Source organism: Pseudomonas sp. CNPSo 3701, assembly GCF_028674975.1.
GTDB classification, from domain to species: domain Bacteria; phylum Pseudomonadota; class Gammaproteobacteria; order Pseudomonadales; family Pseudomonadaceae; genus Aquipseudomonas; species Aquipseudomonas straminea.
This window is the reverse complement of sequence record NZ_JAQZSI010000004.1, coordinates 141,251-165,468: the sequence shown is the minus strand read 5'-3', so window position 1 is coordinate 165,468 and position 24,218 is coordinate 141,251. Positions and strand designations below refer to the sequence as shown.

Below are 24,218 nucleotides of genomic sequence, written 5' to 3'. Positions count from 1 at the left end.
GAGGTTCCCATGCGCACCGAGCAATCGAAGACCATCTACCTCAAGGACTATCAGGCGCCGGATTACCTGATCGACGAAACCCACCTGACCTTCGAGCTGTTCGAGGATCACACCCTGGTACACGCTCAACTGGTGATGCGCCGCAACCCGCAGCTGTCCGCCGAACTGCCAGCGCTGGTGCTGGACGGCCAGCAGCTCGAGCTGTTGCACCTCAAGCTCGATGACCGCGAACTGGGTGCCGGCGACTATCAGCTCACCGACAGCACGCTCACCGTACAGCCCACCCAGGCCAGTTTCGTCATCGACAGCACCGTGCGCATCCACCCGGAGAGCAACACCGCGCTGGAAGGCCTGTACAAGTCCAGCGGCATGTTCTGCACCCAGTGCGAGGCCGAGGGCTTTCGCAAGATCACCTATTACCTCGACCGCCCGGACGTGATGAGCAGCTTCACCACCACGCTCAGCGGCGACAAGCAGAAGTACCCGATCCTGCTGTCCAACGGCAATCCGATCGCCAGTGGCGAGGAAGACGACGGCCGCCACTGGGCGACCTGGGAAGACCCGTTCAAGAAGCCGGCTTACCTGTTCGCTCTGGTCGCCGGTGACCTCTGGTGCGTCGAAGACAAATTCACCACCATGAGCAGCCGCGAAGTGACGCTGCGCATCTACGTCGAGCCGGAGAACATCGACAAGGTGCAGCACGCCATGGACAGCCTGAAGAAGTCCATGAAGTGGGACGAAGAGGTGTATGGCCGCGAGTACGACCTGGACATCTTCATGATCGTCGCGGTCAATGACTTCAACATGGGCGCCATGGAGAACAAGGGCCTCAACATCTTCAACTCCAGCGCCGTGCTGGCCCGCGCCGAGACCGCCACCGATGCCGCGCACCAGCGCGTCGAGGCGATCGTCGCCCACGAGTACTTCCACAACTGGTCGGGCAACCGCGTGACCTGCCGCGACTGGTTCCAGTTGTCGCTCAAGGAAGGCTTCACGGTATTCCGTGACGCGGCCTTCTCGGCGGACATGAACTCGCCGACGGTCAAGCGCATCCAGGACGTCGCCTACCTGCGCACCCACCAGTTCGCCGAGGACGCCGGCCCCATGGCCCACCCGGTGCGCCCGGACGCGTATATGGAAATCTCCAACTTCTACACCCTGACCATCTACGAGAAGGGCGCCGAAGTACTGCGCATGATCCACACCCTGTTGGGCGCCGAGGCGTTCCGCAAGGGCTCGGACCTGTACTTCGAGCGCCACGATGGCCAGGCCGTGACCTGCGACGATTTCGTCAAGGCCATGGAAGATGCCAGCGGCGTCGACCTGACCCAGTTCAAGCGCTGGTACACCCAGGCCGGTACGCCGCGCCTGGCGGTGACCGAGCAATACGATGCCGCCGCCAAGACATACACCCTGACCTTCACCCAGAGCTGCCCGGCCACGCCAGGGCAGAGCGAGAGCAGCAAGCTGCCGTTCGTGATTCCGGTGGAGCTGGGCCTGCTGGACGGGCAGGGCAATGACCTGCCGCTGCGCCTGCAGGGCGAAGCCGCCGCGGTGGGCGGCAATCGCGTGCTGTCGGTGACCGAGGCGCAGCAGTCGTTCACGTTCGTCGATGTTGCCGAAAAGCCTTTGCCGTCGCTGCTGCGCGGATTCAGCGCGCCGGTGAAACTGAGCTTTGCCTACGACCGCGACCAGCTGATGTTCCTGATGCAGCACGACAGCGACGGCTTCAACCGCTGGGAAGCCGGCCAGCAGCTTAGCGTACAGGTGCTGCAGGAGCTAATCAGCCAGTACCAGCGCGGTGAAGCGCTGGTGCTCGACGGGCGCCTGGTCAGTGCACTGCGCAACTTGCTGCAGGACGACGCACTGGATCAGGCCATGGTCGCCGAAATGCTGTCGCTGCCGGGCGAGGCCTACCTCACCGAAATCAGCGACGTGGCCGATGTCGACGCCATTCACGGCGCCCGCGAGTTCGCCCGCCAGCAACTGGCCGACGCGCTGTTTGAGCCGCTGTGGCAGCTCTACCAGGCCAACCGCGAGGTGTCGCGCAACACGCCTTACGTGGCTGAGGCCGAGCACTTCGCCCGCCGTGCGCTGCAGAACATCGCGCTGTCCTATCTGATGCTGGGTGACAAGCCGGAGGTGCTGGCCGCGGCGCTCGATCAGTTCGAGAACAGCGACAACATGACCGAGCGCCTGACTGCCCTGGCGGTGCTGGTCAATTCGCCATTCGAGGCCGAGCGCAGCAAGGCCCTCGACGCCTTTGCCGAGCACTTCAAGGACAATGCGCTGGTCATGGATCAGTGGTTCAGCGTGCAGGCCGCCAGCACCTTGCCGGGCGGTTTGGCCCGTGTGCAGGCGTTGATGGAGCACCCGGCGTTCACCCTGAAGAACCCCAACAAGGTGCGCGCGCTGATCGGCGCCTTCGCCGGGCAGAACCTGGTGAACTTCCATGCCATCGACGGCAGCGGCTACCGCTTCCTGGCCGATCAGGTGATCATGCTCAACGCGCTGAACCCGCAAATCGCCTCGCGCCTGCTGGCGCCGCTGACCCGCTGGCGAAAATACGGCGCTGAACGTCAGGCGCTGATGAAGGCCGAGCTTGAGCGCGTTCTCGCCTCCGGCAAGCTGTCGCCCGACGTCTACGAGGTGGTCAGCAAGAGCCTGGCCTGAGCCCGTGCCCGGGGCGGCAATCGCCGTCCTGGGTAGCAAGGCTTTTTGATCTCCCCCCGGCGTCCGTTCTGGACGCCGTTTTTCTTCCCGCCAATCACCTGCTCGCTGTTACCAGTGGCCTTGGTGGTAACAATTTTTTGTTACTTCGAGGAATGAAAAGCTAACGCCGCGCTTGGCGACGCCCTTACTATCGCCGCCGCTGCCCTGATGCTGGCATTTAGCCGTGATTTTTTTCCGTCACTGATGCGTTTCGACAGCCTGCTGAAAGTGTTTGTGAGCCATTCTGGGTCGCTAATCGGCTGTTGCTGGTCAGTGGCCGACCAGTCACAAAAGGACGCTACGGAGCTGCTCTAGAAAAGCGCTTTCAGCTAATACGATCGTTTGAATTGGCACCAAGGTTGCACTGCAGTTTGCAGTGACGCCAGCCAGTCCAAGGTCATCGCCGGGTGCCAAGTCAGGTACCCGTAGGCCCGCCAGAAAAACGGGCCGCACGAACAATGACTGTCTGTCTGCGGAGTAAGTATTCAATGCGTATCAAGTCCCTCGAGCAGGCCCCGCGGGCAAGAGCCGGCTTCGCCCTGGCCGGCATGCTGCCGTTGCTGGCGGCGCCGCCTGCCCAGGCCGCGGAGTTCAGCTTCGCCGATAACGAGATCAGCGGCTCGCTGGACACCACCCTGTCCTACGGGCAGCTGTGGCGCGTGCAGGGGCAAAGCAGGGACAACGACGACGTCAACGTCAACGACGGCAACCGCAATTTCGACACCGGGCTGGTCTCCGAGGTGTTCAAGGTCACCTCCGATCTGGAGATGAACTACCAGAACTACGGGCTGTTCGTGCGCGGCACGGCGTTCTATGACACGCAGATCATGGACAAGCGCAACGACTACTACAACGGCAACCGGATCGCACAGCCCAGCCAGAACACGCCCAACGATGACCGTTTCACCCGCGACACGCGGCATGCTGCAGGTCGCGATGCGCAGATTCTCGACGCCTACATCTACAGCAACTGGGACGTCGCCGAGCACCCGCTCAGTGCGCGCCTGGGTCGCCAGGTGTTCAACTGGGGCGAAGGCCTGTTCTATCGCGGCGGGGTGAACACCAGCAACCCGGTAGACGGCGCGCGCTTCCGCCTGCCCGGCGCCGAACTCAAGGAAGTGCTGATTCCCGTCGAGGCGGTCAGCTTCAATATCGGCCTGACCGACAACCTGTCGATGGAGACCTTCTACCAGTTCAAATGGAAGGAAAGCGCCATCGACCCGGTGGGCAGCTATTTCTCGGAGACCGATCTGTTCGCCGAGGGTGGCAGTACGGCGTATGCGCGAAACACCGCGCTAGGCGGCACCGATTTTCGTAGCAACTACAGCGCTTTGAGTGCGCTCAGGGCTGGCGGGCTGCAGGGCACCGAGTATCTGGACAGCAACGGTTACTTCAAGGCCGCCTCCATCGGCTCGGATCTGAAGGCCAAGGACGACGGCCAGTTCGGCGTTGCCTTCCGTTACATCGCCGAACAGCTGAACTCGACCGAATTTGGCTTCTACTTCGTCAATTACCACTCCAAGGAGCCGACGCTCCATGCCGATCTGAATGGCTTCTCGGGGCTTGACCTGGATGCGCTTACCGCAGCCGCCAGCAGCAACGCGATCAGCAGTTATTCGACGCTGCAGACATTGGCCGGTTTAGGCAATACCACTGCTCAGCAACTGCTCGGTCTGGTCAACGGCGCCGCCACCGTCGATGCCGCCAATCAGATCAATGCCCAGCGCGAGTATGTCGAAAACATCCGCATGTACGGCTTCAGCTTCAACACCACCGTGGGCGATGCCTCGCTGTTCGGTGAGCTGACCTACCGGCCCAACTTGCCAATCGCCATTGCCGCCACCAACGACTTGCTCGGTGATCTGCTTCGTCAGGCGCCGCTTTTGGTGCAGGGGCAACAGGGCAACATCGGCGGCCAGGCGCTGCAGCTGGGTGAGCAGATCCGTAACTACGAGCGCGTCGAGGCCTATGACGCGTCGCTTGGCACCATTTACAACTTCGGGCCGTCCTTGGGTTTCGATACGCTGACCGGGGTGGCCGAGCTGGCCTCCGAGCACCTGCGTGGCAGCGACCTGAAGTACACCGCCTTCGATGGCTCGACCCGCTATTACTCGGGCCGCGGCGACTCGTCCTATACCTTCGGCTACGGGCGCAGCTACCAGGTCAACCGCAATGCTTACGGCTACACCCTGGTGCTGTCGGGCACCTGGAACGACGTGTTCGCCGGGGTGAACCTGTCGCCCTACGTCGTCTATCGTGACGATTTCGAAGGCAACTCCTACCAGACCGGGCGTTTCGTCGAGGGCCGCAAGGCTTACACCCTCGGTATGAAGGCGGCGTACATGAACAGCCTGGAAGCCGAACTGCAATACACCGAGTTTTCCGGCGGTGGCAACAACAACGCCGTGCGCGACCGCGACAACATCGGCGTCAACGTCAAATACTCCTTCTGATCACGGGGATAGAGCATGCTGAACATCAAGGGTGTCGCCGTCGCGCTGGTGCTGCTGGCTGGCAACAGCATGGCCGCGGTATCGCCGCAGGACTCCGCCAAGCTCGGCAGTAGCCTGACGCCGCTGGGTGCCGAAAAGGCTGGCAACGCTGCCGGCACCATTGCGGCCTGGACCGGTGGCATCACCCAGGCACCAGCCGGTTACAAGGGCTCGGGCACCCACCATGTCGACCCGTTCGCCGCCGATAAGCCGCTGTTCACCATCACTCGTGCCAACTTGGCTCAGTACCGTGATCAGCTGACGCCTGGGCAGGTGGCGTTGTTCGAGACCTATCCGGATAGCTTCCAGATGCCGGTCTACCCCAGCCGTCGTTCGGGCTCGGCGCCGCAGTGGGTATATGCCAACACTGCCAAGAACGCGGTCAGCGCCAAGCTGCTCGACGGCGGCAATGGTTTCGCCGATGCCTACGGCGGCATTCCGTTCCCGATTCCACAGAACGGCGTGGAAGCCCTGTGGAACCACATCGCCCGCTACCGCGGCACCTACGTGGTACGCCGTGCCTCGGAAGTGGCAGTGCAGCGCAACGGCTCCTTCTCGCTGGTCACCTCGCAGCAGGAAGCGCTGTTCAAGTTCTATGACCCCAAGGGCAGCTACGCCAACCTGAACAACATCCTGTTCTACTACCTGTCGTTCACCCGCAGCCCGGCGCGTTTGGCTGGCGGTGCGGTGCTGGTCCACGAGACCCTCGATCAGGTCAAGGAGCCGCGCCAGGCCTGGGGTTACAACGCCGGCCAGCGCCGGGTGCGCCGCGCGCCGAACCTCGCCTACGACACGCCGATCTCCACGGCCGATGGCCTGCGCACCGCCGATGACACCGACATGTTCAACGGCGCGCCGGATCGCTACGACTGGAAGCTGCTCGGCAAGCGCGAGATCTACATCCCCTACAACAGCTACAAGCTCACCAGCCCTGAGGTGAAGTACAAGGACCTGTTGCAGGTCGGCCACCTCAACCCGACCTACACGCGCTACGAGCTGCACCGCGTGTGGGTGGTGGAGGGCACGCTCAAGCCGGGCCAGCGACACATCTATTCCAAGCGCACCCTTTATCTCGATGAAGACAGCTGGCAGGCCGCCGTGGTCGACCAGTACGATGGTCGCGGCGAGCTGTGGCGCGTGTCCATGGCCTACCTGAAGAACTACTACGAGCTGCCGACCACCTGGTCTGCGCTGGATGTGTTCCATGATCTGCAGGCGCGTCGCTACCACGTGCAGAACCTGGACAACGAGGAAGCCAACACCATCGACTTCAGCCAGCCGATGGCCGAAGACAGTTACTTCACACCGGCAGCATTGCGTCGTCGCGGCACCCGATAGAAGGCAAAGCCTGCCTGTTGTGCGACAGGCATTCGCGCGGTCGATAACGCGGGCTTTTTCTTACAAAACAGCAGATCGTGGTGGCTACCATGTTCCGCAAAGGCCGATAGCATAGGCGGCGCTTTCAAGGCGCTGGATATAACAAGAACAAGGGGGAGTTGTGTATGAGTGAGCCCATGGTGCGGCGCACCCGAAGCGGTAAGAAACCGCGGCCCGTGCTGCAGGTCCTGGCACTGTGCTCGCTGCTGGTGGCGGGCCTGCCGGTGATGCAGGCTCAGGCTGCCGACGCAGCGACCTTCTCGGTGCCGTCGACGCGAGCCGTCTCCAGTCTCCTGCTCGATGTCGCCCATGCCGGCAAGCGCCTGGTGGCGGTCGGCGAGCGCGGCCATGTGCTGTTCTCCGACGATGGCGGCGTCAACTGGACCCAGGCCAAGGTGCCGACCCGACAGCTGCTCACCGCCGTGTATTTCGTCGACGACCAGCACGGTTGGGCGGTCGGCCACGATGCACTGATCCTGGCCAGCAGCGACGGCGGTGCCACCTGGACCAAGCAGTTCGAGGACCTGCAGCGCGAAGCGCCGCTGCTCGACGTGTGGTTCAAGGACGCCCAGCACGGTTTCGCCATCGGCGCCTACGGTGCGCTGCTGGAAACCAGCGACGGCGGCGCCACCTGGGATGACGTCAGCGACCGTCTCGACAATGAAGACACCTATCACCTCAACGCCATCGCCGATGTACCGGGCGCCGGCCTGTTCATCGTTGGCGAAGCGGGCAGCGTATTTCGCTCCACCGATGGCGGGCAGAGCTGGGAAACCCTGGAAAGCCCCTACCAGGGCTCGCTGTTCGGCGTGATCGCCAGCGGCGAGGCCAATGGCCTGTTGATGTTCGGCCTGCGCGGCCACCTGTTCCATTCCAAGGACGCCGGTGAAACCTGGCAGCAGGTTGCGCTGACCACAGCCGGTGGCGGCGACCTGGAGTTCGGGCTGGCCAGTGCGGCGACCCTGGACGACGGCAGCATCGTGGTGGTCGGCCATGGCGGCAGCGTGCTGCGCAGTACCGACCACGGCAACAGCTTCAGCGTGTTCAACCGCCCTGATCGTTTGTCCGTGGCGGGCGTCACTGCGGGTGCAGACGGCAAATTGGTGCTGGTCGGGCAGGGCGGTGTGCGCCTGACCACCGAGACCGGTGCCAATCCAGGCCAACAATAACAAGCTGGGGTAGTGTTCGATGAGTAACCTTGATCAAGACAAGGCCAGCCTGCTGGAGCGTTTGATCTTCAACAACCGACCGGCAGTGATCCTGATCTGCCTGCTGGTCAGCGTCTTCCTGTTCTTCCAGGCCACCCAGGTGCGCCCCTCGACCAGCTTCGAGAAGATGATCCCGCTGAGCCATCCGTTCATCCAGAACATGATGGAGCACCGCAACGACCTGGCGAACCTCGGCAATACCGTGCGTATTTCCGTGGAGGCCAAGGACGGCGACATCTTCAGCAAGTCCTACATGGAAACCCTGCGCCAGATTCACGACGAGGTGTTCTACATCCCCGGCGTCGACCGCTCGGGGCTCAAATCGCTGTGGAGCCCCAGCGTGCGCTGGACCGAAGTGACCGAAGAAGGCTTCGCCGGCGGCGAGGTGATTCCGCAGACCTACGACGGCAGCGCGCAGAGCCTCGAGGAGCTGCGCGGCAACGTGCTCAAGTCCGGGCAGATCGGCCGCCTGGTGGCCAACAACTTCAAGTCCAGCATCATCGACGTGCCGCTGCTCGAGTCCTACCCGGATCCTGAGGACCAGGGCCGGCTGATCAAGCTCGACTACCAGCAGTTCTCCCACCAGCTCGAAGAGAAGATCCGCAACAAGTACCAGGCGCAGAACCCGGACATACAGGTTCACATCATCGGCTTCGCCAAGAAGGTCGGCGACCTAATCGACGGTCTGATGATGGTCGCGCTGTTCTTCGGCGTGGCGTTGCTGATTACCTTCGTGCTGCTGTACTGGTTCACCTGGTGCATCCGCAGCACCATCTCCGTGGTGATCACCACCCTGGTGGCGGTGGGTTGGCAACTGGGGCTGATGCACACGGTGGGCTTCGGCATTGATCCCTACTCGATGCTGGTACCGTTCCTGATTTTCGCCATCGGCATCTCCCACGGCGTGCAGAAGATCAACGGCATCGCCCTGCAGTCCAGTGCGGCCGATACGCCGCTGATGGCCGCGCGGCTGACCTTCCGGCAGCTGTTTCTGCCGGGCATGATCGCCATCCTCGCCGACGCCGTGGGCTTCATCACCCTGCTGCTGATCGACATCGGCGTGATCCGCGAGCTGGCCATCGGTGCCTCCATCGGTGTGGCGGTCATCGTGTTCACCAACCTGATCCTGCTGCCGGTGGCGATTTCCTATATCGGCATCAGCAAGAAGGCGGTGGAGCGTAGCAAGCGCGATGCGGTTAGCGAACATCCGTTCTGGCGCCGCCTGTCCAACTTCGCCAGCGGCCGCGTGGCACCGATTTCCGTGACTCTGGCGCTGGTCGCTGCGGTCGGCGGCTTCTGGTACCAGCACCAGCACCTGCAGGTCGGTGACCTCGATCAGGGCGCGCCGGAGCTGCGCCCGGATTCGCGCTACAACCTGGATAACGACTTCGTGATCCGCAACTACTCGACCAGCTCCGACGTGCTGGTGGTGATGGTCAAGACCGCGCCGGAAGGCTGCTCGACCTATGAAGCCATGGCCGCCATGGACGAGCTGATGTGGACCATGGACAACACCCCGGGCGTGCAGTCGGCGATCTCCATGGTCAGCGTGTCGCGCCAGGTGATCAAGGGCATGAACGAGGGCAACCTGAAATGGGAAACCCTGTCGCGCAACCCAGACGTGCTCAACAACTCCATCGCCCGTGCCGACGGCCTGTATAACGGCGACTGCTCGGTGGCGCCGGTGCTGGTGTTCCTCGAAGACCACAAGGCGGAAACCCTCAAGCGTGCGGTGAAAGCGGTCGAAGGTTTCGTCGCCGAGCATCAGTCCGAGAACGTGCAGTTCCTGCTGGCCGCTGGTAACGCCGGTATCGAAGCGGCCACCAACGAGGTGATCAGCACCTCGGAGCTGCTGATTCTGGTGCTGGTGTACCTGTGCGTCGGCGTGATGTGCATGATCACCTTCCGCTCCTTCGCCGCCACCGTGTGCATCGTGCTGCCGCTGATTCTCACCTCGATCCTCGGCAACGCCCTGATGGCCTTCCTGGGCATCGGCGTGAAGGTCGCGACCCTGCCGGTGATCGCCTTGGGCGTCGGCATCGGCGTGGACTACGGCATCTACATATACAGCCGCCTGGAAACCTTCCTGCGCGCCGGCCTGCCGCTGCAGGAAGCCTACTACCAGACCCTGCGCTCGACCGGTAAAGCCGTGCTGTTCACCGGCCTGTGCCTGGCCATCGGCGTGGCGACTTGGATGTTCTCGGCCATCAAGTTCCAGGCCGACATGGGCCTGATGCTGACCTTCATGTTCATTGTCAACATGTTCGGTGCACTGTGGCTGCTGCCGGCCCTGGCCCATTACCTGATCAAACCCGAGAAACTGGCCGGCAAGAAGGGTGGTTCGCTGCTGGCGCACTGACGGGTTGGCTCTATAAAAGGCACGACCTCTACGGCATTTGTATGCCGTAGAGGTCGTTTTGCTAATGCAGGATAGGGCTGGTTTTTATAGGGCAGTGCTGGCCGTGGAAATGCGGAAGCCAGGCGAATACAGGTAGGCCGTTCTATAGTTGGGTAAGTTGTTGATTGACATCGAGTTTAATTTTTGCAAATACGGGTAGGGCGCGCTTATACAGAACGCTTTACTATCGTGTTGACGAAGAATTTTACCTAATCCCTGTTGAGCGTCGAAGGAAAGAATCCTCATGAAGTGCAGCGAGTGCAGTTCCGAACAGATCGAAGCCATCGTGCAACATGGCTCCTATGTTCTACGTTGTGCGCATTGCGGCACCGCCATTGTCGCCACTTCGTTTCTCGCCATGTGTGAAATGGACACGGAATTTTTTGCGTACAACGATCCTGGACACGGGAGGCAGCCACTCCCGGAAGCTCTTCTCGCTCATGGCCGGCTAAAAAGCATTTATGGCTCAATAGCTAAAATCGCAAGCAGTGGAGCAGCTGTGCTACTGCTCGCCGCTCAACCAGCAGTTCCACCCGACGGCCACGCCTCCGGCGTGACTTCCAACGCTCGCGCTCAGCGCGGGTGAACCTGTGCGTTAGGTGCTAAACAATGGACCTAAGCAAATTACTTGAGGATGTCAAAGACATTGAAAGCTTTTTGGTCTTTGCACGCGCATTAGCAGCAGATCGTGCTGCATCTGTTGTACAGAAAAAGGCAAATCCGAGTTCACCATATGGCTCCGATGCTAATGGCTGGGAAAACACCACCATCGAGTCTTTTCTTGAAAGTGCAATCGCATGGGCTGAGGCTAGTGACTTCGGTCTAGCTCAAGGTCTTTCTCTATCAAATCCGTGGAAGCAATTTGCTGTTTTTCTTTACTGCGGAAAAATTTATGAGTAAATACCTAACTATGCGCTCAAATCGCTCACTTCGTTCACTGGGACCGGCTACGGAAAAGGGGACAGATTTATTTATGGCACAGTGCTGTTGGTCTAAAATAAATCTGTCCCCTTATCGTCCTGCTGGCGCACTGACGGGTTGGCTCTATAAAAGGCGCGACCTCTACGGCATTTGTATGTCGCAGAGGTTGTTTTGCTAATACACGATGGGGCTGGTGTCATAGGGCAGTGATGGCGGGGAGAATGCGGAGGTCAAGTGGTACAGGTGGCATCGCTCTGTAGGTTGGTAACTTTTTTGATTGGTATGGTTTTGGGGTGGTGCAAATACGGGTAGATCGCGCTTCTGCAGAAAACTTTATTATTGTGTTAGTTAAGAGATTCTATCTAATCACTGTCAGGGGTTAAACAGTGGCGACAACAGAAAGCGAATCTTTTTTTGATGTGATTTGGCACTATTTTAGGGCGGCCCTAATTACCACTGCTCTAGCTCCAGCAGTTGGATCATATATTTTAATTGTCAGTGCAGGCTCGTTATCCGCCAGCCCTGGACCGTCGCTTTTCTGGGCTCTATTTTCAATCCCGCTCTCAATGGCCGGATGGGGAATTGCCTATCCGCTAATGGCTGTACCAGCTTTCTTTAGCGGAATATTTTACGCAGCTACAATAAGGATCATTTTCAGAGGCAGGCCCCCTAATTTTTTTATAAGAGCCTTAGTAGGTGCGTTTTTAGGCTTCAGCTCTATATATTTATTTCAATTAATTGCGTATTGGTTTGATGGCGCTTTGGCGTGGATAGGGGCATGTGCAGGAGCATTCATTACAATTGTGATTAAAAGGCTAGCTTAGTGCTCCTGGTAACCATATGAGGACTTTACTTATATAGTAAAAGAGGCAGATTTATTTATGGCGCTGTGCTACTGATCTAAAATAAATCTGTCCCCTTTTCTGTTGTCCCCTTTTCTGTTAGGGGATCCATGGCTCTTACATCAAATCGCGGGATCGGAGGACCAAATGGATTGGGAGGGGACGACTGACCTTTGCAGATCCATCTACGCAAATGCGGTAGCATCGCAGGTAGTATCAAAAAACTACAAAAAGAATGACGGGGTAGCAGGAGTACAGTTGTGGCAAGGCCGGCCCTCAGTCTCCTTAATGCGATTCGCCGGCCAGCCTAAATCCAAGGACCAGTTATTTGAGATGTACGGACAATCGATGTCCCGTATCCTGATGCGCTCCCCTGAAATGACTGATCCTCCGCACCTCCCTCCTGACCTTAGTCCATTTAATGACTATTGCTTACACGGCAATCGAGCAGTTTTGCTCTGGACGTGGCTGCGCCCACTGGGCGCATCTGACAATGTTTGGGATGACCCAAACACAAGGGCTCATTTGTTAGAGAACCAGGCCAGGGCGGAGCACTTCGAGTATCACAACATTCGCATTGCGCGGGCATGTGCCATAGCAGAAGGACCTCCATCCGATGAACAACTTGTATACGCGTACGAAACGTTGGCCAATGCCGATTCTGTAATTCACAAATCAAGCCAAGCTGGCGAGATTACTGATGCGCTTGAGTTTTTGATGACTGCTGCCGGCACAACAGGACTCATCGCATCAGGGAAAGAGCAGGCTAGATGGTTCTTAGATGAGCGACGTTACAAGGCCGAAAAACAACGGTCACGGATGGACCGGTGGCTGACGGCGGTGTTTGGGATAGTGGGGGCGGCCGGGCTGGCCGACCTAGTATTTAAGCCGATGCTGCAAACAACGTATCCTGGCTGGGTTGATTGGTTCACTGGACTGGCTGCATTCGCGACTGCCTCATTTCTGATTGTGCTTTTGGCGATGTTTATATCGGCCTTTAACAAGATATGGATATGGTAACTTGCAGATTTAGAAAGCATGCACTAACAGTTGGCTGCATTACGATCGATTTTTCGCCGCTTTCGGCTCCAAGCCGGCGCATGAGCCGAGCGTTAGACTTATATGATTAGGCTTTTCTCTACATCTATACCTCAACCACATCCAGAGCTACTCTGGATGCCAACTCCCGCGTACAAGATAGAGGCAGTAGAAGTCGAATTGGCTTTATTTGAAGATGGTCATGTTGAGTTCTTATTGATTCAAATCGAGAATAAAGAATTTAGTCTGATTGCTCGCGACATATGGTGCTGCACGCTGGAGGATCTTATATATGAAACTAGCGTCTGTCATGGCGTGCCAGTGGACGCCTGGCACCTTGAGCCAACTTTTGAAGCTGGAAAAATAACTGAACTGCTTCCTGCTCTGGTTGAAGATCGCTCTCTGATACACGTGCCATTTATTAATTCAGCCATCGCGTCACTCTAAGCTCCACGCCCGCCCATCGAGATGATCAGCAAATAAAAACCGCGACCTGGCCGCGGTTTTTCCGTTTCAGAGCATGCGAATTTTCTTCAATACGCCCGGTTGGGCGCTGCGTAACGTGCCTCACTCGATCAGCAGTGAGGTAGGCGTGATGATGAGTCTGTATCTGTCCATGGCGGCGTTCGCGTTGGCCGCTTCCATTTCGCCCGGGCCGGTTAATCTGGTGTCGCTAAGCGCGGGTGCCCGCCATGGCCTGCAGGTGGCCATGCGGCATGTCGCGGGGGCGACTCTGGGCTTTACGTTGCTGCTGGTGTTGATCGGTCTGGGCCTGCATCAGTTGCTGGTGCTGCTGCCGTGGCTGACGACGGCGATCCAGTGGGCTGGCGTGGCCTTTCTGCTTTATCTGGCCTGGCGGTTGGCGGTCGATAACGGCGCGTTGCACAGCGCTGAAGGCGGGCCAGTTGCATCCTTTGCTGGCGGCGCGCTGATGCAGTGGCTTAACCCCAAGGCGTGGTTGGCAGCGATTGCCGGCACGGGCGCCTTTGCGGCTGATGGCGATGCGGGGCGGGTGTGGCAGTTCGCGGCGATTTACTGTGTGGTCTGTTATCTGTCGCTGGCTTGCTGGGCTATCGCCGGGACCTGTTTGCAGCCGTACTTGCAGGCGCCGCGGCGGGTGCGGGTTTTCAATCGGGTGCTGGCGGGGTTGCTGGTGGCCAGTGCGGGGTATCTGGTGCTGGGGTAAGCCAACGAACACCAGGGCAAGGGCGTACCGGGCGGCGTTCCATTCGCGAAGCAGTACGCCGTTGCGGTGGTGTCAGGATCGGCGTGAATTGGCGGACTGTTCGCTTCGCTCCTGAGTCCGCCCTACGAGCTGGGTATCGCTACGCTCAAGCCAGGCTACACCGTCGGATCTAGCTAGCCGCGGTATTGGCCGGGCGTGGCGCCGAGGAGCTGTTTGAAGGTGCGTTGGAAGTGCGCCTGGTCGGCGAAGCCGGCTTCCTGGGCGACTTCGGCCAGGGCCGCGCCGCTTTTCAGGCGCGCGTGGGCGAACTGGATGCGGCGGTTGAGCAGGTAGGCGTGGGGCGTCATGCCGTAGCGTTGCTTGAAGCCGCGAATCAATTGCGATGGCGAAAGCTGCGCCGCGTCGCACAGGGTATCGAGGCGTAGTGGCTCGCCGCAGTGCTGCTGGATCAGTTCGGCGGCGATTTCCAGGCGCGGATTCAGGCTGTCGTCACGGTCGCCTTCGAGTACCAGCCACTGCAGCGTCAGACCAAAGAATGCCTCGGCCTCGGCGCGCTTCTTGGCGGTGCTGAGCAATGGGTCGAGCAGGCCACTCCGCAATGCCAGCAGGCCCTGATACAGCTCGGCATCGTCGCTGGCGATGGAGGCGAAGCGCTGGAACGTGGGCGTGTCGGTAAAGCCCTGGGCATGCTGCAACTCGCCCAGCCACTGCGGATCGACGTAGCACATCAGGTACGACCAGGGCTCGCCGTCGATGGGGTTGCAGGCGTGCACATCGCCCGGGTTCATCAGCACCACCGTGCCCTGGCTGACCTGGCGATCCACCTCGCGGTTGCTATAGGTGCTCTGGCCGCTGGTGATCGCGCCGATGGAAAAGAACGCGTGGCTGTGCCGCCCGTAGCAGACCTGGCGGCCATCCTCGATGGAGCGCAGCTCGATAAAGGGCAGGGCGGCGTCGCGCCAGAACTGGGGGCAAGCGGGGCGAGCGTCCATGCAGTCTCCGTTCAGCGCGGGTAGAGCGGCGGCAGCTGGCCGCCGTCCTGGCCGTTGTCCTGGGTTTTCTCCGCCGCCGGCAGTTCGCCGATGGCCTGCCACAGCTGTTTGCCTTGCCAATGCTGGCCGGCTTCGCTGTACAGCGCGCCGTTAAGGCCGTCCAGGGCTTCGGACAGCGGCGCGAAGCGCGCGGCCATGTCGGCCAGGGTTTCCGGTTGCTGGCGCGCCCAGGCGTCGAGGGCCTGGCGGGTGGCCTGGCTGTCGTTGGCCAGGCAGGCGCGCTTGAGGTCGTCAAGCAGGGTGCGCGGGCTGGGGCCGACTTGGGCGCTGCGTTGCACGGCCGGCTGGCTGCGCGCGTGCCACCAGAGGCCGAAGCCGAGCAGGGTGGTCAGCGCCAACAGCACGGTGCTCAGCTGCCAGGGCCACAGCAATACGTCGCTGGCGGCGCCCTCGCGCGGGCGGGTTTCCACCGGCTGCTCGACGCTCAGTGCCGGGTCGGCGGCCACTTTCAGGGTGCGCGCCGGCAAACTGCTGTGCTCCAGGCGATCCTCGTGGGTGTTCCACCACACCACGTCCACCGCCGGCAGCTCCAGAGTGCCGGCTTTGCTGGCGACCAGCGCCTCGCGCTCTTCGCGGCTGCCGATAACGCCGCGCTCGCTGCTCTCGTTGGTTAGCTGCGGCTGATCAGGGTAACGGCGCAGGCCTTCCACATCGGTGGCCGGCAACGGCGGCAGCTGGGCGCTGGACAGGCCGTCGGCCTTGAGCATCAGGTTGCGGGTCAACGAATCACCGACCTTGATCTCGCCCGGCTCCGGGCTCCAGGCCTCGGCCAGGCTCAGGGCACGGGCCGGCAGCCAGGGTGCATCGGCCGGGTAGTCGGCGGGCTTGGCCTTGACCGTCAGCGGGATCTCCGGGGAGCGCACGCGAGTGACCTTGCCCGGGCGCGGGCCGAACGGCGCGTAGCCGTTGCGGCTGCTGCGGTCGGCGAGGGTAGCGCTGAACACCTGGCTGGGGATGGTCAGCTGGCCGCTCTTCTGCGGGAAGATGGCGTAGCGCAGCTCGATCACGCCGTGGCGCACGCCGCCGATGTCCTGCTCGTAGGTACGCGGCTCGCCGAGGGATTCGACCCGCGCATCGGGTATTTCCAGCTGCGTCAGGCTGCTGTCGTCGTACAGCGACACCGAGTGGTAGATGCGCAGGGTCAGCACGCTCTGCGCCTGCACGTAGACGCTCTCGTGATCCAGGCTGGCGTCGATGAATATCGGCGCCATCTGCTCGTCGCTGTTCTGGCTGGTGGCCTCTACCACATGCAGGCTGACCGGCTGGCTCTGGGCGTCGCCCAGGCGCAGCGGCGGAATCACCACGAAGCCGCTGTGGCGCGGTTTGAGCGTGACGATCCAGCGGGTACTGGCGCGCGCCTGGCCTTCCAGGCTGGTCAGGCGATTGACCTGGCGGGTGCCGAGCACATCGAACAGCTCGTTGAGGGGCGTCAGGTCGGGTTTGCCGAATTCGGTGGCGTCCGTCGATTCGAGGGTCAGGTCGAGGCTCTCGCCCAGGTTCAGCCGGCTGCGGTCGACGCTGGCGGTAAAGTCCTGCGCGCTGGCCTGCCATGCCAGCAAACAGAAGAGCAGGGTGCAGAGCAGGCGGGTCATCGGGCTTGTTCCTGACGCTGTTGCTGTTCGTACCAGAATTTGCGGCGCAGCAATTCGCCCGGGTCATCGGGAATCTGCCGCAGCCATTGTTCCAGAGCCTGGCGCCGCTCGCCATCGAGGGGCGCGTCGGCTTCGGGCGCCTGTTTGTCGGCTGGCGCAGTTTGCGCTGCTTCGGGCTTGTCCGCCGGTTCACTTTCCCCGGTCGGATTCGATTGTGGCTGTTCCTGCTCAGGGGGGTGCTGATCCTGGGCGGTGGATGGCTGGCCCTGGCCTTGCTGCTGTTCATCGTCGCTGGCGGCCGAGGATTGGCCCTGGGGCTGCTGCTCGTCGGGCTTGTCTTCGGGTTGCGGCTCTTCGCCTTCGTCCAGCTGCTCGGCCTGCGCCTGGCGCTGGCGCAGCAGTTCCTCGACCAGCGCCTTGTTCTTCGCGGCCTGTTGCAGCTGCGGGTCGATTTCCAGGGCGCGGTCGTAGGCGTCGATGGCCGCTTCCAGCTCGTTGCTGCGCGCCAGGGCGTTGCCGCGGTTATAGAGCGATGGCGCGCTGTCGTCCTTGGCGAACTGTTCGGCGGCCGCTGCGTAATCGCCAGCCTGGTAGAGCGCCATGCCGCGCCAGTGCGAGTCCTCGAAGCGCTCGGCAGCTTCCTTCGGGCGGCCCGCTTCGAGCAGGCGCTGGCCTTGCTGGTCGGCGCGCAGCCAGAGGTCGTCGAAGCTCATGGCCATGCCGGTTTGCGGAGTGCCGAGCAACAGCAGCGGCAGGCACAGCAGCCAACCGCGGCGGCCGGCGCAGGCGGCCAGCAGCAACAGCGGCAATAGCAGCCAGTAACCCTGGTCGGCCCAGCTGCGCAGTTGGGTCTTGTGGCCGTTGTCACGCAGCGCCTTGGGGCCGTCGAGCAGGCCAAGGCTGCGCAGGTCGCGGTCATCGAGGCTAATGCTGCGGTACTGGCCTTTGACGCTCGCCGCGAACTGCCGCAACCCGCTGACATCCAGGCGCGGAATAAGGATGGCGCCTCGCTCGTCCTTCATGAAGGTGCCGTCTTCCTGCACGATCGGCGCACCTTCGCTACTACCCACGCCGAGAATGCGTAGATTTTTGCCGCGGCTGCCGAGCAGTTTGGCGATGGCGCTGAATTCGCCTTCGTCCAGGCCGCTGGTGATCAGCAGCAGGCGGCCCTGGCCCTGGGCGCCGTTCTTGAGCAGCTCTAGCGCCCTTGCCACTGCCAGGTCGGCGCGCTTGCCGGGCTCGGGCATGATCGACGGTTTGAGGGCTTCGAGCAGGTTGCGGCTGGTGCCTAGGTCATCGGACAGCGGCACCAGGGTGTGGGCGCTGCCGGCGTATACCACGATGGCGGTCTGCGCGTCACCGCGCGCCTTCAGCAGGTCGAGCAACTTGCGACGGGCCTGGGCCAGGCGGTTGGGCGAGGCGTCGCCGGCGAGCATCTGCGGGGTCAGCTCGAGCATCACCACCAGCGGGTCGGCCGGCTTGGCGTCGTTCTGTTCGATGCGCTGCCAACTCGGGCCGACCAGCGCCAGGGTGGTCAGCAGCCAGGCCAGTGCCAGAATGATCAGCGGCAGGCGGCTGCGCCGGCCGCGGCCGCCGCGCAGCAGGGCAGCGTGAAAGGCCGGCGGCAGCAGGGCCTGCCAGCGGCCGCTGCGGGTTTCCCGGTGCGCCAGCAACCACAGCAGCCAGGCCAGCACGGGCAACGCCAGCAGCCACCAGGGGCGCAACAGGTGGGGCAGATAGTCGCTCATGGCGTCTTGCGCCCCACACGTTGCGCGGCACTCAGGGCCTGCTGGCGTAGCTGCGGCCACAGGCTGCGGACCACCAGCAGCAGGCTCAGTAGCAGCGCGGCGGCCAGCGGCCAGGCGTACAGAGCCTGGGCCGGGCGCGCCAGGGTCGGTTGCTGGGCCACCGGCTCCAGGCGGTCGAGGGTCGCTTCGATGTGCTGCAGCTCGCGCTGATCACGGGCGCGGAAGTATTCGCCGCCGGTCAGCTCGGCGATGGCGCGCAGGCTCGGTTCGTCCAGATCCAGGCTGGGGTTCATGCCGAAGGCAGCGAAGTTGCCACCCTGCTGCGGGTCGGAGCCGATGCCGATGGGGTAGATGGTCACGCCTTCCTCGGCGGCCAGGCGGGCGGCGGTCATCGGTTCGATCTGCCCGCCATTGTTGGCGCCGTCGGTGATCAGCACCAGTACGCGGCTGTCGGCGGGGCGCTGACGCAGGCGTTTGACCGCCAGGCCGATGGCGTCGCCGAGGGCGGTGTTCTGCCCGGCGATGCCGATCACCGCCTCGTCGAGCCAGGTGCGCACGGTCTGCCGGTCGAAGGTCAGCGGCGCCTGCAGGTAAGCCTGGCTTCCGAACAAGATCAGTCCGACACGGTCGCCGGTGCGGCCGTCGATGAACTCGCCGATCAGCTGCTTGACCAGCGTCAGGCGGCTGACGTCCTCTTCGCCCAGGCGCATGTCGGCGTAATCCATGGAGCCGGACACGTCCACGGCGATCAGCAGGTCGCGGCCACTGGCCGGCAGTGGCAGGGGCTCGCCGACCCATTCGGGACGGGCGGCGGCGATCAGCAGGAGCAACCAGAGCAGGGCGAAGTGCACCTGTTTCTTCCAGGGCGGCAGCTGCAGGCGGGCGCGGCGGCCGGAGAGATTTTCCAGTTCGCCAAGAAAACTCACCTGCAGCGCCGATTCGCCGCTGTCGGCGGCCGGCAGCCACAGGCGCAGCAGCCAGGGCAGCGGCGCGAGTAGGAAGAGCCACGGCCAGGCGAACTCAAACATGCTTGCGGATCCAGGTGGCGACCGCCTGGTGCAGGCCCTCGATGGCCTTGTCATCCAGGGTGCAATGCGGCTTGTAGGCGCCCTCGACGAGGATCATCCAGCGCGTCAGGCCGGCGGCGGGGCAACGGTTATCGAGAAACGCCAGCCAAGCGCGGCTGCTCAGGGTATGGCTGTGGCTGTCCGGGTAACGCTCGCGGCACAAACGCTTGAGCAGCCCGTTGAGCTGTTGCAGCCAGGGGCCGGCAGGGGCGCCGTCATAGGGTTTGCTCAGGCGTTGCAGCTCCTGCAGGGCTGCCTCACGCATCGGATCCAAAGGCTGTTCGACAGCTTGCTTGCGGCGTGGCCGCGGCAACCGCGGCGCCAGACGCCAGGCGGCCCACAGCAGCACGGGCAACAGCACGGCGAGCAGCCACCAGCCGGGTGCCGGTGGCCACCAGCTGATGGCGGCCGGGGCCATCAGCGGTTCGAGCTGGTCCAGCGGGTTCATGCGGACCTGCCCGGGCGCAGGTTGTTGAGGTGCTCGTGCAGCTGCTCGACCAGTTCCTGGCCGGTGGACAGCGACAGCAGCGGCACGCCGAGCTTGTTGGCCAGGCGCTGCCAGCGGGCGCGGCGCGCCTGGGCCTGGTCGCGGTAGCTGTATTGCAGGTTGGCGTCTTCGGTATCCACATCCAGCTGGGCGTCGCCTTCGCCGAAGCGCAGCAGGCCGGAAGCGGGCAGGGCGTGATCGAGCGGGTCGGAGACCGGCAGCAGCAGCAGGTCGGTATGGCGGGCCAAGAGCATCAGTTGCTGTTCGCTGCTGTCGCCCAGGGTGCGTTCGTCGCAGAGGATCACCACCAGGCTGCCGGGGCGCAGCACTTCCCGGGCACGGCGCAGGGCCTGGCCGAAGCTGTCGCGCACCAGCGGCGTGTCGGCGGACAGCGCCTGGTTGGCGCGGGCCAGGCGGCTGAGCAACTGCAGCAGGCTTTGCTTGCTGCGCCGCGGTTTGATTTCGTGGTGGTCCTGGCCGCCGAACACCAGCCCGCCGATGCGGTCGTTGTGACCCAGGGCGGCCCAGCCGATCAGCCCGGCCGCGCGGGCGGCGAGCACCGACTTGAACATCAGGCCCGAGCCGAAGAACAGCTGGCGGCTCTGCTCGACGAGCAGGTAGATGGGCCGCTCGCGCTCTTCGTGGAACAGTTTGGTGTGCGGCTCCTGGGTGCGTGCGGTGACGCGCCAGTCGATGGTGCGCACGTCGTCACCCGGCTGGTAGACGCGTACCTGGTCGAAGTCGACACCGCGGCCACGCAGCTTGGAGTGGTGCAGGCCGATCAGCGGGCTGCGCCGGCCCGGCGTGGAAAACAGCTGCACCTCGCGCACCCGGTGGCGCATGTCGATCAGTTGCTGGAGATCGGTACGGATGCCCGCCTGTAGCTCAGGGTTATCCGCATGCGAAAGCATCAGGCCACCGCGACTACGTCGAGGATGCGCTGGACCACGCGGTCCTGGTCGATGCCCGAGGCCTCGGCTTCGAACGACAGGATGATGCGGTGGCGCAATACATCGAACAGCACGGCCTGGATGTCCTCGGGGCTGACGAAATCGCGGCCAGCCAGCCAGGCGTGGGCCCGCGCACAGCGGTCCAGGGCGATGGAGCCGCGCGGGCTGGAGCCGTGGGCGATCCATTCGGCCAGCTCGGCGTCGAACTTGCCGGGGGTGCGCGAGGCCATCACCAGTTGCACCAGGTATTCCTCCACCGCATCGGCCATGTAGAGGCCGAGGATTTCCTTGCGGGCGGAGAAGATCGCCTGCTGGCTGAGGCGGTGATCGGGTTTGGTTTCGCCGTGCAGCGCTTCGCCGCGTGCCTGGGCGAGGATCTTGCGCTCCACGCTGGCGTCGGGGAAACCGATCTTCACGTGCATCAGGAAACGGTCGAGCTGGGCTTCGGGGAGCGGGTAGGTGCCTTCCTGCTCGATGGGGTTCTGGGTGGCCATCACCAGGAACAGCGGCGACAGGTCGTAGGTGCTGCGGCCCACCGATACCTGGCGCTCGGCCATGGCTTCGAGCAGTGCCGACTGCACCTTGGCTGGCGCGCGGTTGATCTCGTCGGCGAGTACCAGGTTATGGAAGATCGGCCCTTGCTGGAACACGAAACTGCCGGTTTCCGGGCGATAGATCTCGGTGCCGGTGATGTCGGCGGGTAGCAGGTCGGGGGTGAACTGGATGCGGTGGAATTCGGCTTCGATGCCTTCGGCCAGTTCCTTGATCGCCTTGGTCTTGGCCAGGCCGGGAGCGCCTTCGACCAGCATGTGGCCGTCGGCGAGCAGGGCGATCAGCAGGCGATCGATGAGCTTTTCCTGACCGAGGATCTGGCTGGCGAGAAAGTGGCGAAGAGCGAGCAGCGCGTCTCTGTGTTCCATGGGGCTGTCCAGATGCGAATCGCGAGCGACGAACCCCGCTCGTCAGGGCCGCCCATGATAATCGAAGGCCAGGGCGTAAGCCATGCGAGCCTGCACGGCCTATGACCATGTTGCCAGCCGCAGCACGCTGAAGCGCGGCTGGCTTGGGGTCAGGCGATGCGGAACTGGTTGGCGCTGTGGTTGAGCGCCTCGACCTGGCGGGACAGACCCTGGGTGTGCTCGTCCAGGCTCATGCGCAGCATCTTGGTCTGGCCGGTATGCAGGTTGATGTCCTCGACCTTGGTTGCGATTTCCTCGGTGCTGCCGGATACCTGTTCGATGGCGACCACCACCTGGCTCATCTGCTCGTTGAGCTGCTCCATGGAGTCGGTGATGCCCTCGATGGCGCTGGCCACTTCGCCCGAACTGCGCTGGCCGGCTTCGGCCAAGCTCAGGCCGCTGGTCATCAGCTGATCCATCTGCTGCGTCTGCTGGCGCAGTTCGTTGACGATGGCTGCAATGTCGGTGGTCGCCGACATGGTCTTCTGCGCCAGGGAGCGAACTTCGTCGGCCACCACCGAGAAGCCGCGGCCTGCCTCGCCGGCTCGAGCGGCCTCGATGGCAGCATTTAGGGCCAGCAGGTTGGTCTGGTCGGCCAGGCCGTTGATCACACCGATGATGCTGGTTACCTTGCCGCTGGACTGGGTGAGGGCGCTGACCTGGGCGTGGGTGTTCTGAATCAGCTGGGCCAGCTGGTTCATGCTCTCGGCGCTGGCGCTGATCACGTTGCCACCATTGCGCGCCGCGTCGTAGGCGCTGTGCGTGGCGTTGCCGACGTCGGCGGTGCGTTGCGCCATGTCATTGAGCGTGGCGCTGATCTGCTGGGACGCCGCGGCGGCCTGCTCGGTCTGCATTTCCACCTGGGTGCTGTTGTCGCCGAGCTGGCGCATGGAATCGTCCAGATGGGCATGCAGGCGGTTGAGTTCGCCATTGGCCTGCATCACCTGGGCAACGATGCGGCCGATATCACGGATCATGCTGTTGGCGGCGTTGGCCAACTGATTGAATTCATCCTTGCTGTTGTTGCCGACCGGCAGGGTGCAGGTGAGATCGCCCGAGGCCACCTGGCTGAGCAGTCGGGTAACATTCTCCAGGCGCTTGACCAGGGTGCGGGAGGCTTGCAGCAGGGTCAGCGAGAGCAGGGCGGCGACACCGGCGAAGCTTAGCCCCATCAGCCAGAGCGAGGACAAACGGGCCTGCTTGGCGTCCTGCGCGCGCTGCAGGAGCAGGCCGTTCTGCAGATCCTCGGTCTGCGCCTTGACGCGGGCCTGCAGCTGATCGCCGAGCTGGCTCAGTTGCTCGTTGGTGGCGCCGAGCTGCTCGATGGTTTTTTGAGTATCGGTGAAGGCCTGGCTGAACGCGGTCACGGTTTTGCCGACCGGTGTGTTACCCCATTCCAGGTCGTCGATCTGCGCTTGCAGCTTCTTGATCGCCGTGTGGGTCATTTCCGCGAACACCGGGTCGCCGCTGGCCAGGTAATCGCGCTGGCTGCTCAGGGCGCTGCCGACAGCTGCCTTGATCATGTCGAAGCTGGTCGCTTCCAGGGCCTTGCTCTTTTCGCTCATGGCCTTGCGCTGCCCTTCGAAGGGCGTCAGGCCAAGGGTCTGGTTGAGGCTCAGCAGGCGGCGCTGCTGAGCCACTTCCTGCTGCAGCACGGCCTGAATCTGCTGGGCGTATTCCACTGTGTGGGCATCACCGAGCGCCTGGGCCTGGGCAGGCAGGTCGTCAGCTAGTGACTGCAGTTCATCCAGACCGGCTGCGAAGGCCGTTTGGTTATCGGGCGTCAGCTGCTGACGCAGCGCGTTACTACGCCACCACTGGTTCATCACCGTGGTGCTGGCATTGACGTAGGCGGCCGCTTCCTCACGTGCCTGCAGCGAAGCGTTGAGCCGCTGGCTTGCCCAGAACGAGGCGATGGTCAACAAAGCCAGGCTGACCAGGGTTATGAGGATCAGCAGGCGAAACTTCTGCTTCCACGAGAGAGAAAGGCGCATTGGACAGTCCGTTGGCATTGTTTTTATTGACGTCAGACTTTAGGCGTTGTGCCAGTACAGTGCAAGCGGTTGTATGACATCTGTTGAGGGGCGAGGTCGTTGAACGAAAATGTCGCTGCACCGCAAGCGTGCATCGCTGTCGCCTCGTTAAGCTCATGCGGCGCCTGTGACCGGCGCGTCATTTATGCATCGGGT

Annotated in this window: 17 protein-coding genes; 9 read left to right on the top strand and 8 right to left on the bottom strand. The window is 62.5% G+C overall.

All coding sequences use genetic code 11. The features are described 5' to 3' along the window. Positions 1-9 precede the first annotated feature (9 nt). The 9 genes from pepN to PVA39_RS13045 all read left to right on the top strand — a co-directional run bounded on the left by pepN (position 10) and on the right by PVA39_RS13045 (position 14,174). Entirely contained in the window at positions 10-2,673 is a 2,664-nt protein-coding gene (pepN, locus tag PVA39_RS13085; protein ID WP_274124419.1) for an aminopeptidase N, read from the top strand. 527 nt (positions 2,674-3,200) lie between these two features. Beyond that, positions 3,201-5,165, top strand: a complete 1,965-nt coding sequence (locus PVA39_RS13080) for a DUF1302 domain-containing protein (protein WP_274124418.1) — start codon at positions 3,201-3,203, stop codon at positions 5,163-5,165. 15 nt (positions 5,166-5,180) lie between these two features. Further along, entirely contained in the window at positions 5,181-6,542 is a 1,362-nt protein-coding gene (locus tag PVA39_RS13075) for a DUF1329 domain-containing protein (RefSeq protein WP_274124417.1), read from the top strand. Between the two features lie 164 nt (positions 6,543-6,706). Continuing rightward, positions 6,707-7,750 (top strand): YCF48-related protein, encoded by a 1,044-nt coding sequence (locus tag PVA39_RS13070; RefSeq protein ID WP_274124416.1) that lies wholly within the window; start codon positions 6,707-6,709, stop codon positions 7,748-7,750. 19 nt (positions 7,751-7,769) lie between these two features. Beyond that, positions 7,770-10,148 carry an efflux RND transporter permease subunit gene (locus PVA39_RS13065; RefSeq protein ID WP_274124415.1) on the top strand — a complete coding sequence of 793 codons (2,379 nt, stop codon included), beginning with the start codon at positions 7,770-7,772 and terminating at the stop codon, positions 10,146-10,148. A gap of 648 nt (positions 10,149-10,796) precedes the next feature. After that, positions 10,797-11,087, top strand: coding sequence for a DUF7660 family protein (locus PVA39_RS13060; protein ID WP_274124414.1), 291 nt, complete (start codon positions 10,797-10,799; stop codon positions 11,085-11,087). Between the two features lie 1,211 nt (positions 11,088-12,298). Further along, positions 12,299-12,970, top strand: coding sequence for a hypothetical protein (locus tag PVA39_RS13055; protein WP_274124413.1), 672 nt, complete (start codon positions 12,299-12,301; stop codon positions 12,968-12,970). Between the two features lie 156 nt (positions 12,971-13,126). Continuing rightward, positions 13,127-13,435, top strand: a complete 309-nt coding sequence (locus tag PVA39_RS13050; protein WP_274124412.1) for a hypothetical protein — start codon at positions 13,127-13,129, stop codon at positions 13,433-13,435. Positions 13,436-13,586: 151 nt separating this feature from the next. Continuing rightward, positions 13,587-14,174: a LysE family translocator gene (locus PVA39_RS13045; RefSeq protein ID WP_274124985.1), complete on the top strand. Its 588-nt coding sequence runs from the start codon at positions 13,587-13,589 to the stop codon at positions 14,172-14,174. A 173-nt stretch (positions 14,175-14,347) separates the two neighbouring features. On the opposite strand, the gene PVA39_RS13040 is transcribed toward PVA39_RS13045, so the two are convergent. The 8 genes from PVA39_RS13040 to PVA39_RS13005 form a co-directional block, all read right to left on the bottom strand. Beyond that, the gene (locus tag PVA39_RS13040; RefSeq protein ID WP_274124411.1) at positions 14,348-15,166 is read right to left on the bottom strand and encodes an AraC family transcriptional regulator; all 819 of its coding nucleotides are present in this window, start codon (positions 15,164-15,166) and stop codon (positions 14,348-14,350) included. Positions 15,167-15,177: 11 nt separating this feature from the next. Then, on the bottom strand, positions 15,178-16,818 hold the full coding sequence (locus PVA39_RS13035; protein WP_274124410.1) for a BatD family protein: 1,641 nt from the start codon (positions 16,816-16,818) through the stop codon (positions 15,178-15,180). Next, positions 16,815-18,566, bottom strand: a complete 1,752-nt coding sequence (locus PVA39_RS13030; RefSeq protein ID WP_274124409.1) for a VWA domain-containing protein — start codon at positions 18,564-18,566, stop codon at positions 16,815-16,817. Before PVA39_RS13030 ends, PVA39_RS13035 begins: the two co-directional genes overlap by 4 nt. Then, a complete protein-coding gene (locus PVA39_RS13025) occupies positions 18,563-19,594 on the bottom strand; it encodes a vWA domain-containing protein (RefSeq protein ID WP_274124408.1) in 1,032 nt (343 codons plus the stop codon). Before PVA39_RS13025 ends, PVA39_RS13030 begins: the two co-directional genes overlap by 4 nt. After that, positions 19,587-20,081, bottom strand: coding sequence for a DUF4381 domain-containing protein (locus tag PVA39_RS13020; RefSeq protein WP_274124407.1), 495 nt, complete (start codon positions 20,079-20,081; stop codon positions 19,587-19,589). Before PVA39_RS13020 ends, PVA39_RS13025 begins: the two co-directional genes overlap by 8 nt. Beyond that, positions 20,078-21,031: a DUF58 domain-containing protein gene (locus PVA39_RS13015; RefSeq protein ID WP_274124406.1), complete on the bottom strand. Its 954-nt coding sequence runs from the start codon at positions 21,029-21,031 to the stop codon at positions 20,078-20,080. Before PVA39_RS13015 ends, PVA39_RS13020 begins: the two co-directional genes overlap by 4 nt. Continuing rightward, the gene (locus PVA39_RS13010; protein WP_013790950.1) at positions 21,031-21,990 is read right to left on the bottom strand and encodes an AAA family ATPase; all 960 of its coding nucleotides are present in this window, start codon (positions 21,988-21,990) and stop codon (positions 21,031-21,033) included. The genes PVA39_RS13015 and PVA39_RS13010 overlap by 1 nt, the downstream gene beginning before the upstream one ends. A gap of 149 nt (positions 21,991-22,139) precedes the next feature. Continuing rightward, positions 22,140-24,023, bottom strand: coding sequence for a methyl-accepting chemotaxis protein (locus tag PVA39_RS13005; RefSeq protein ID WP_274124405.1), 1,884 nt, complete (start codon positions 24,021-24,023; stop codon positions 22,140-22,142). Positions 24,024-24,218 lie beyond the last annotated feature (195 nt).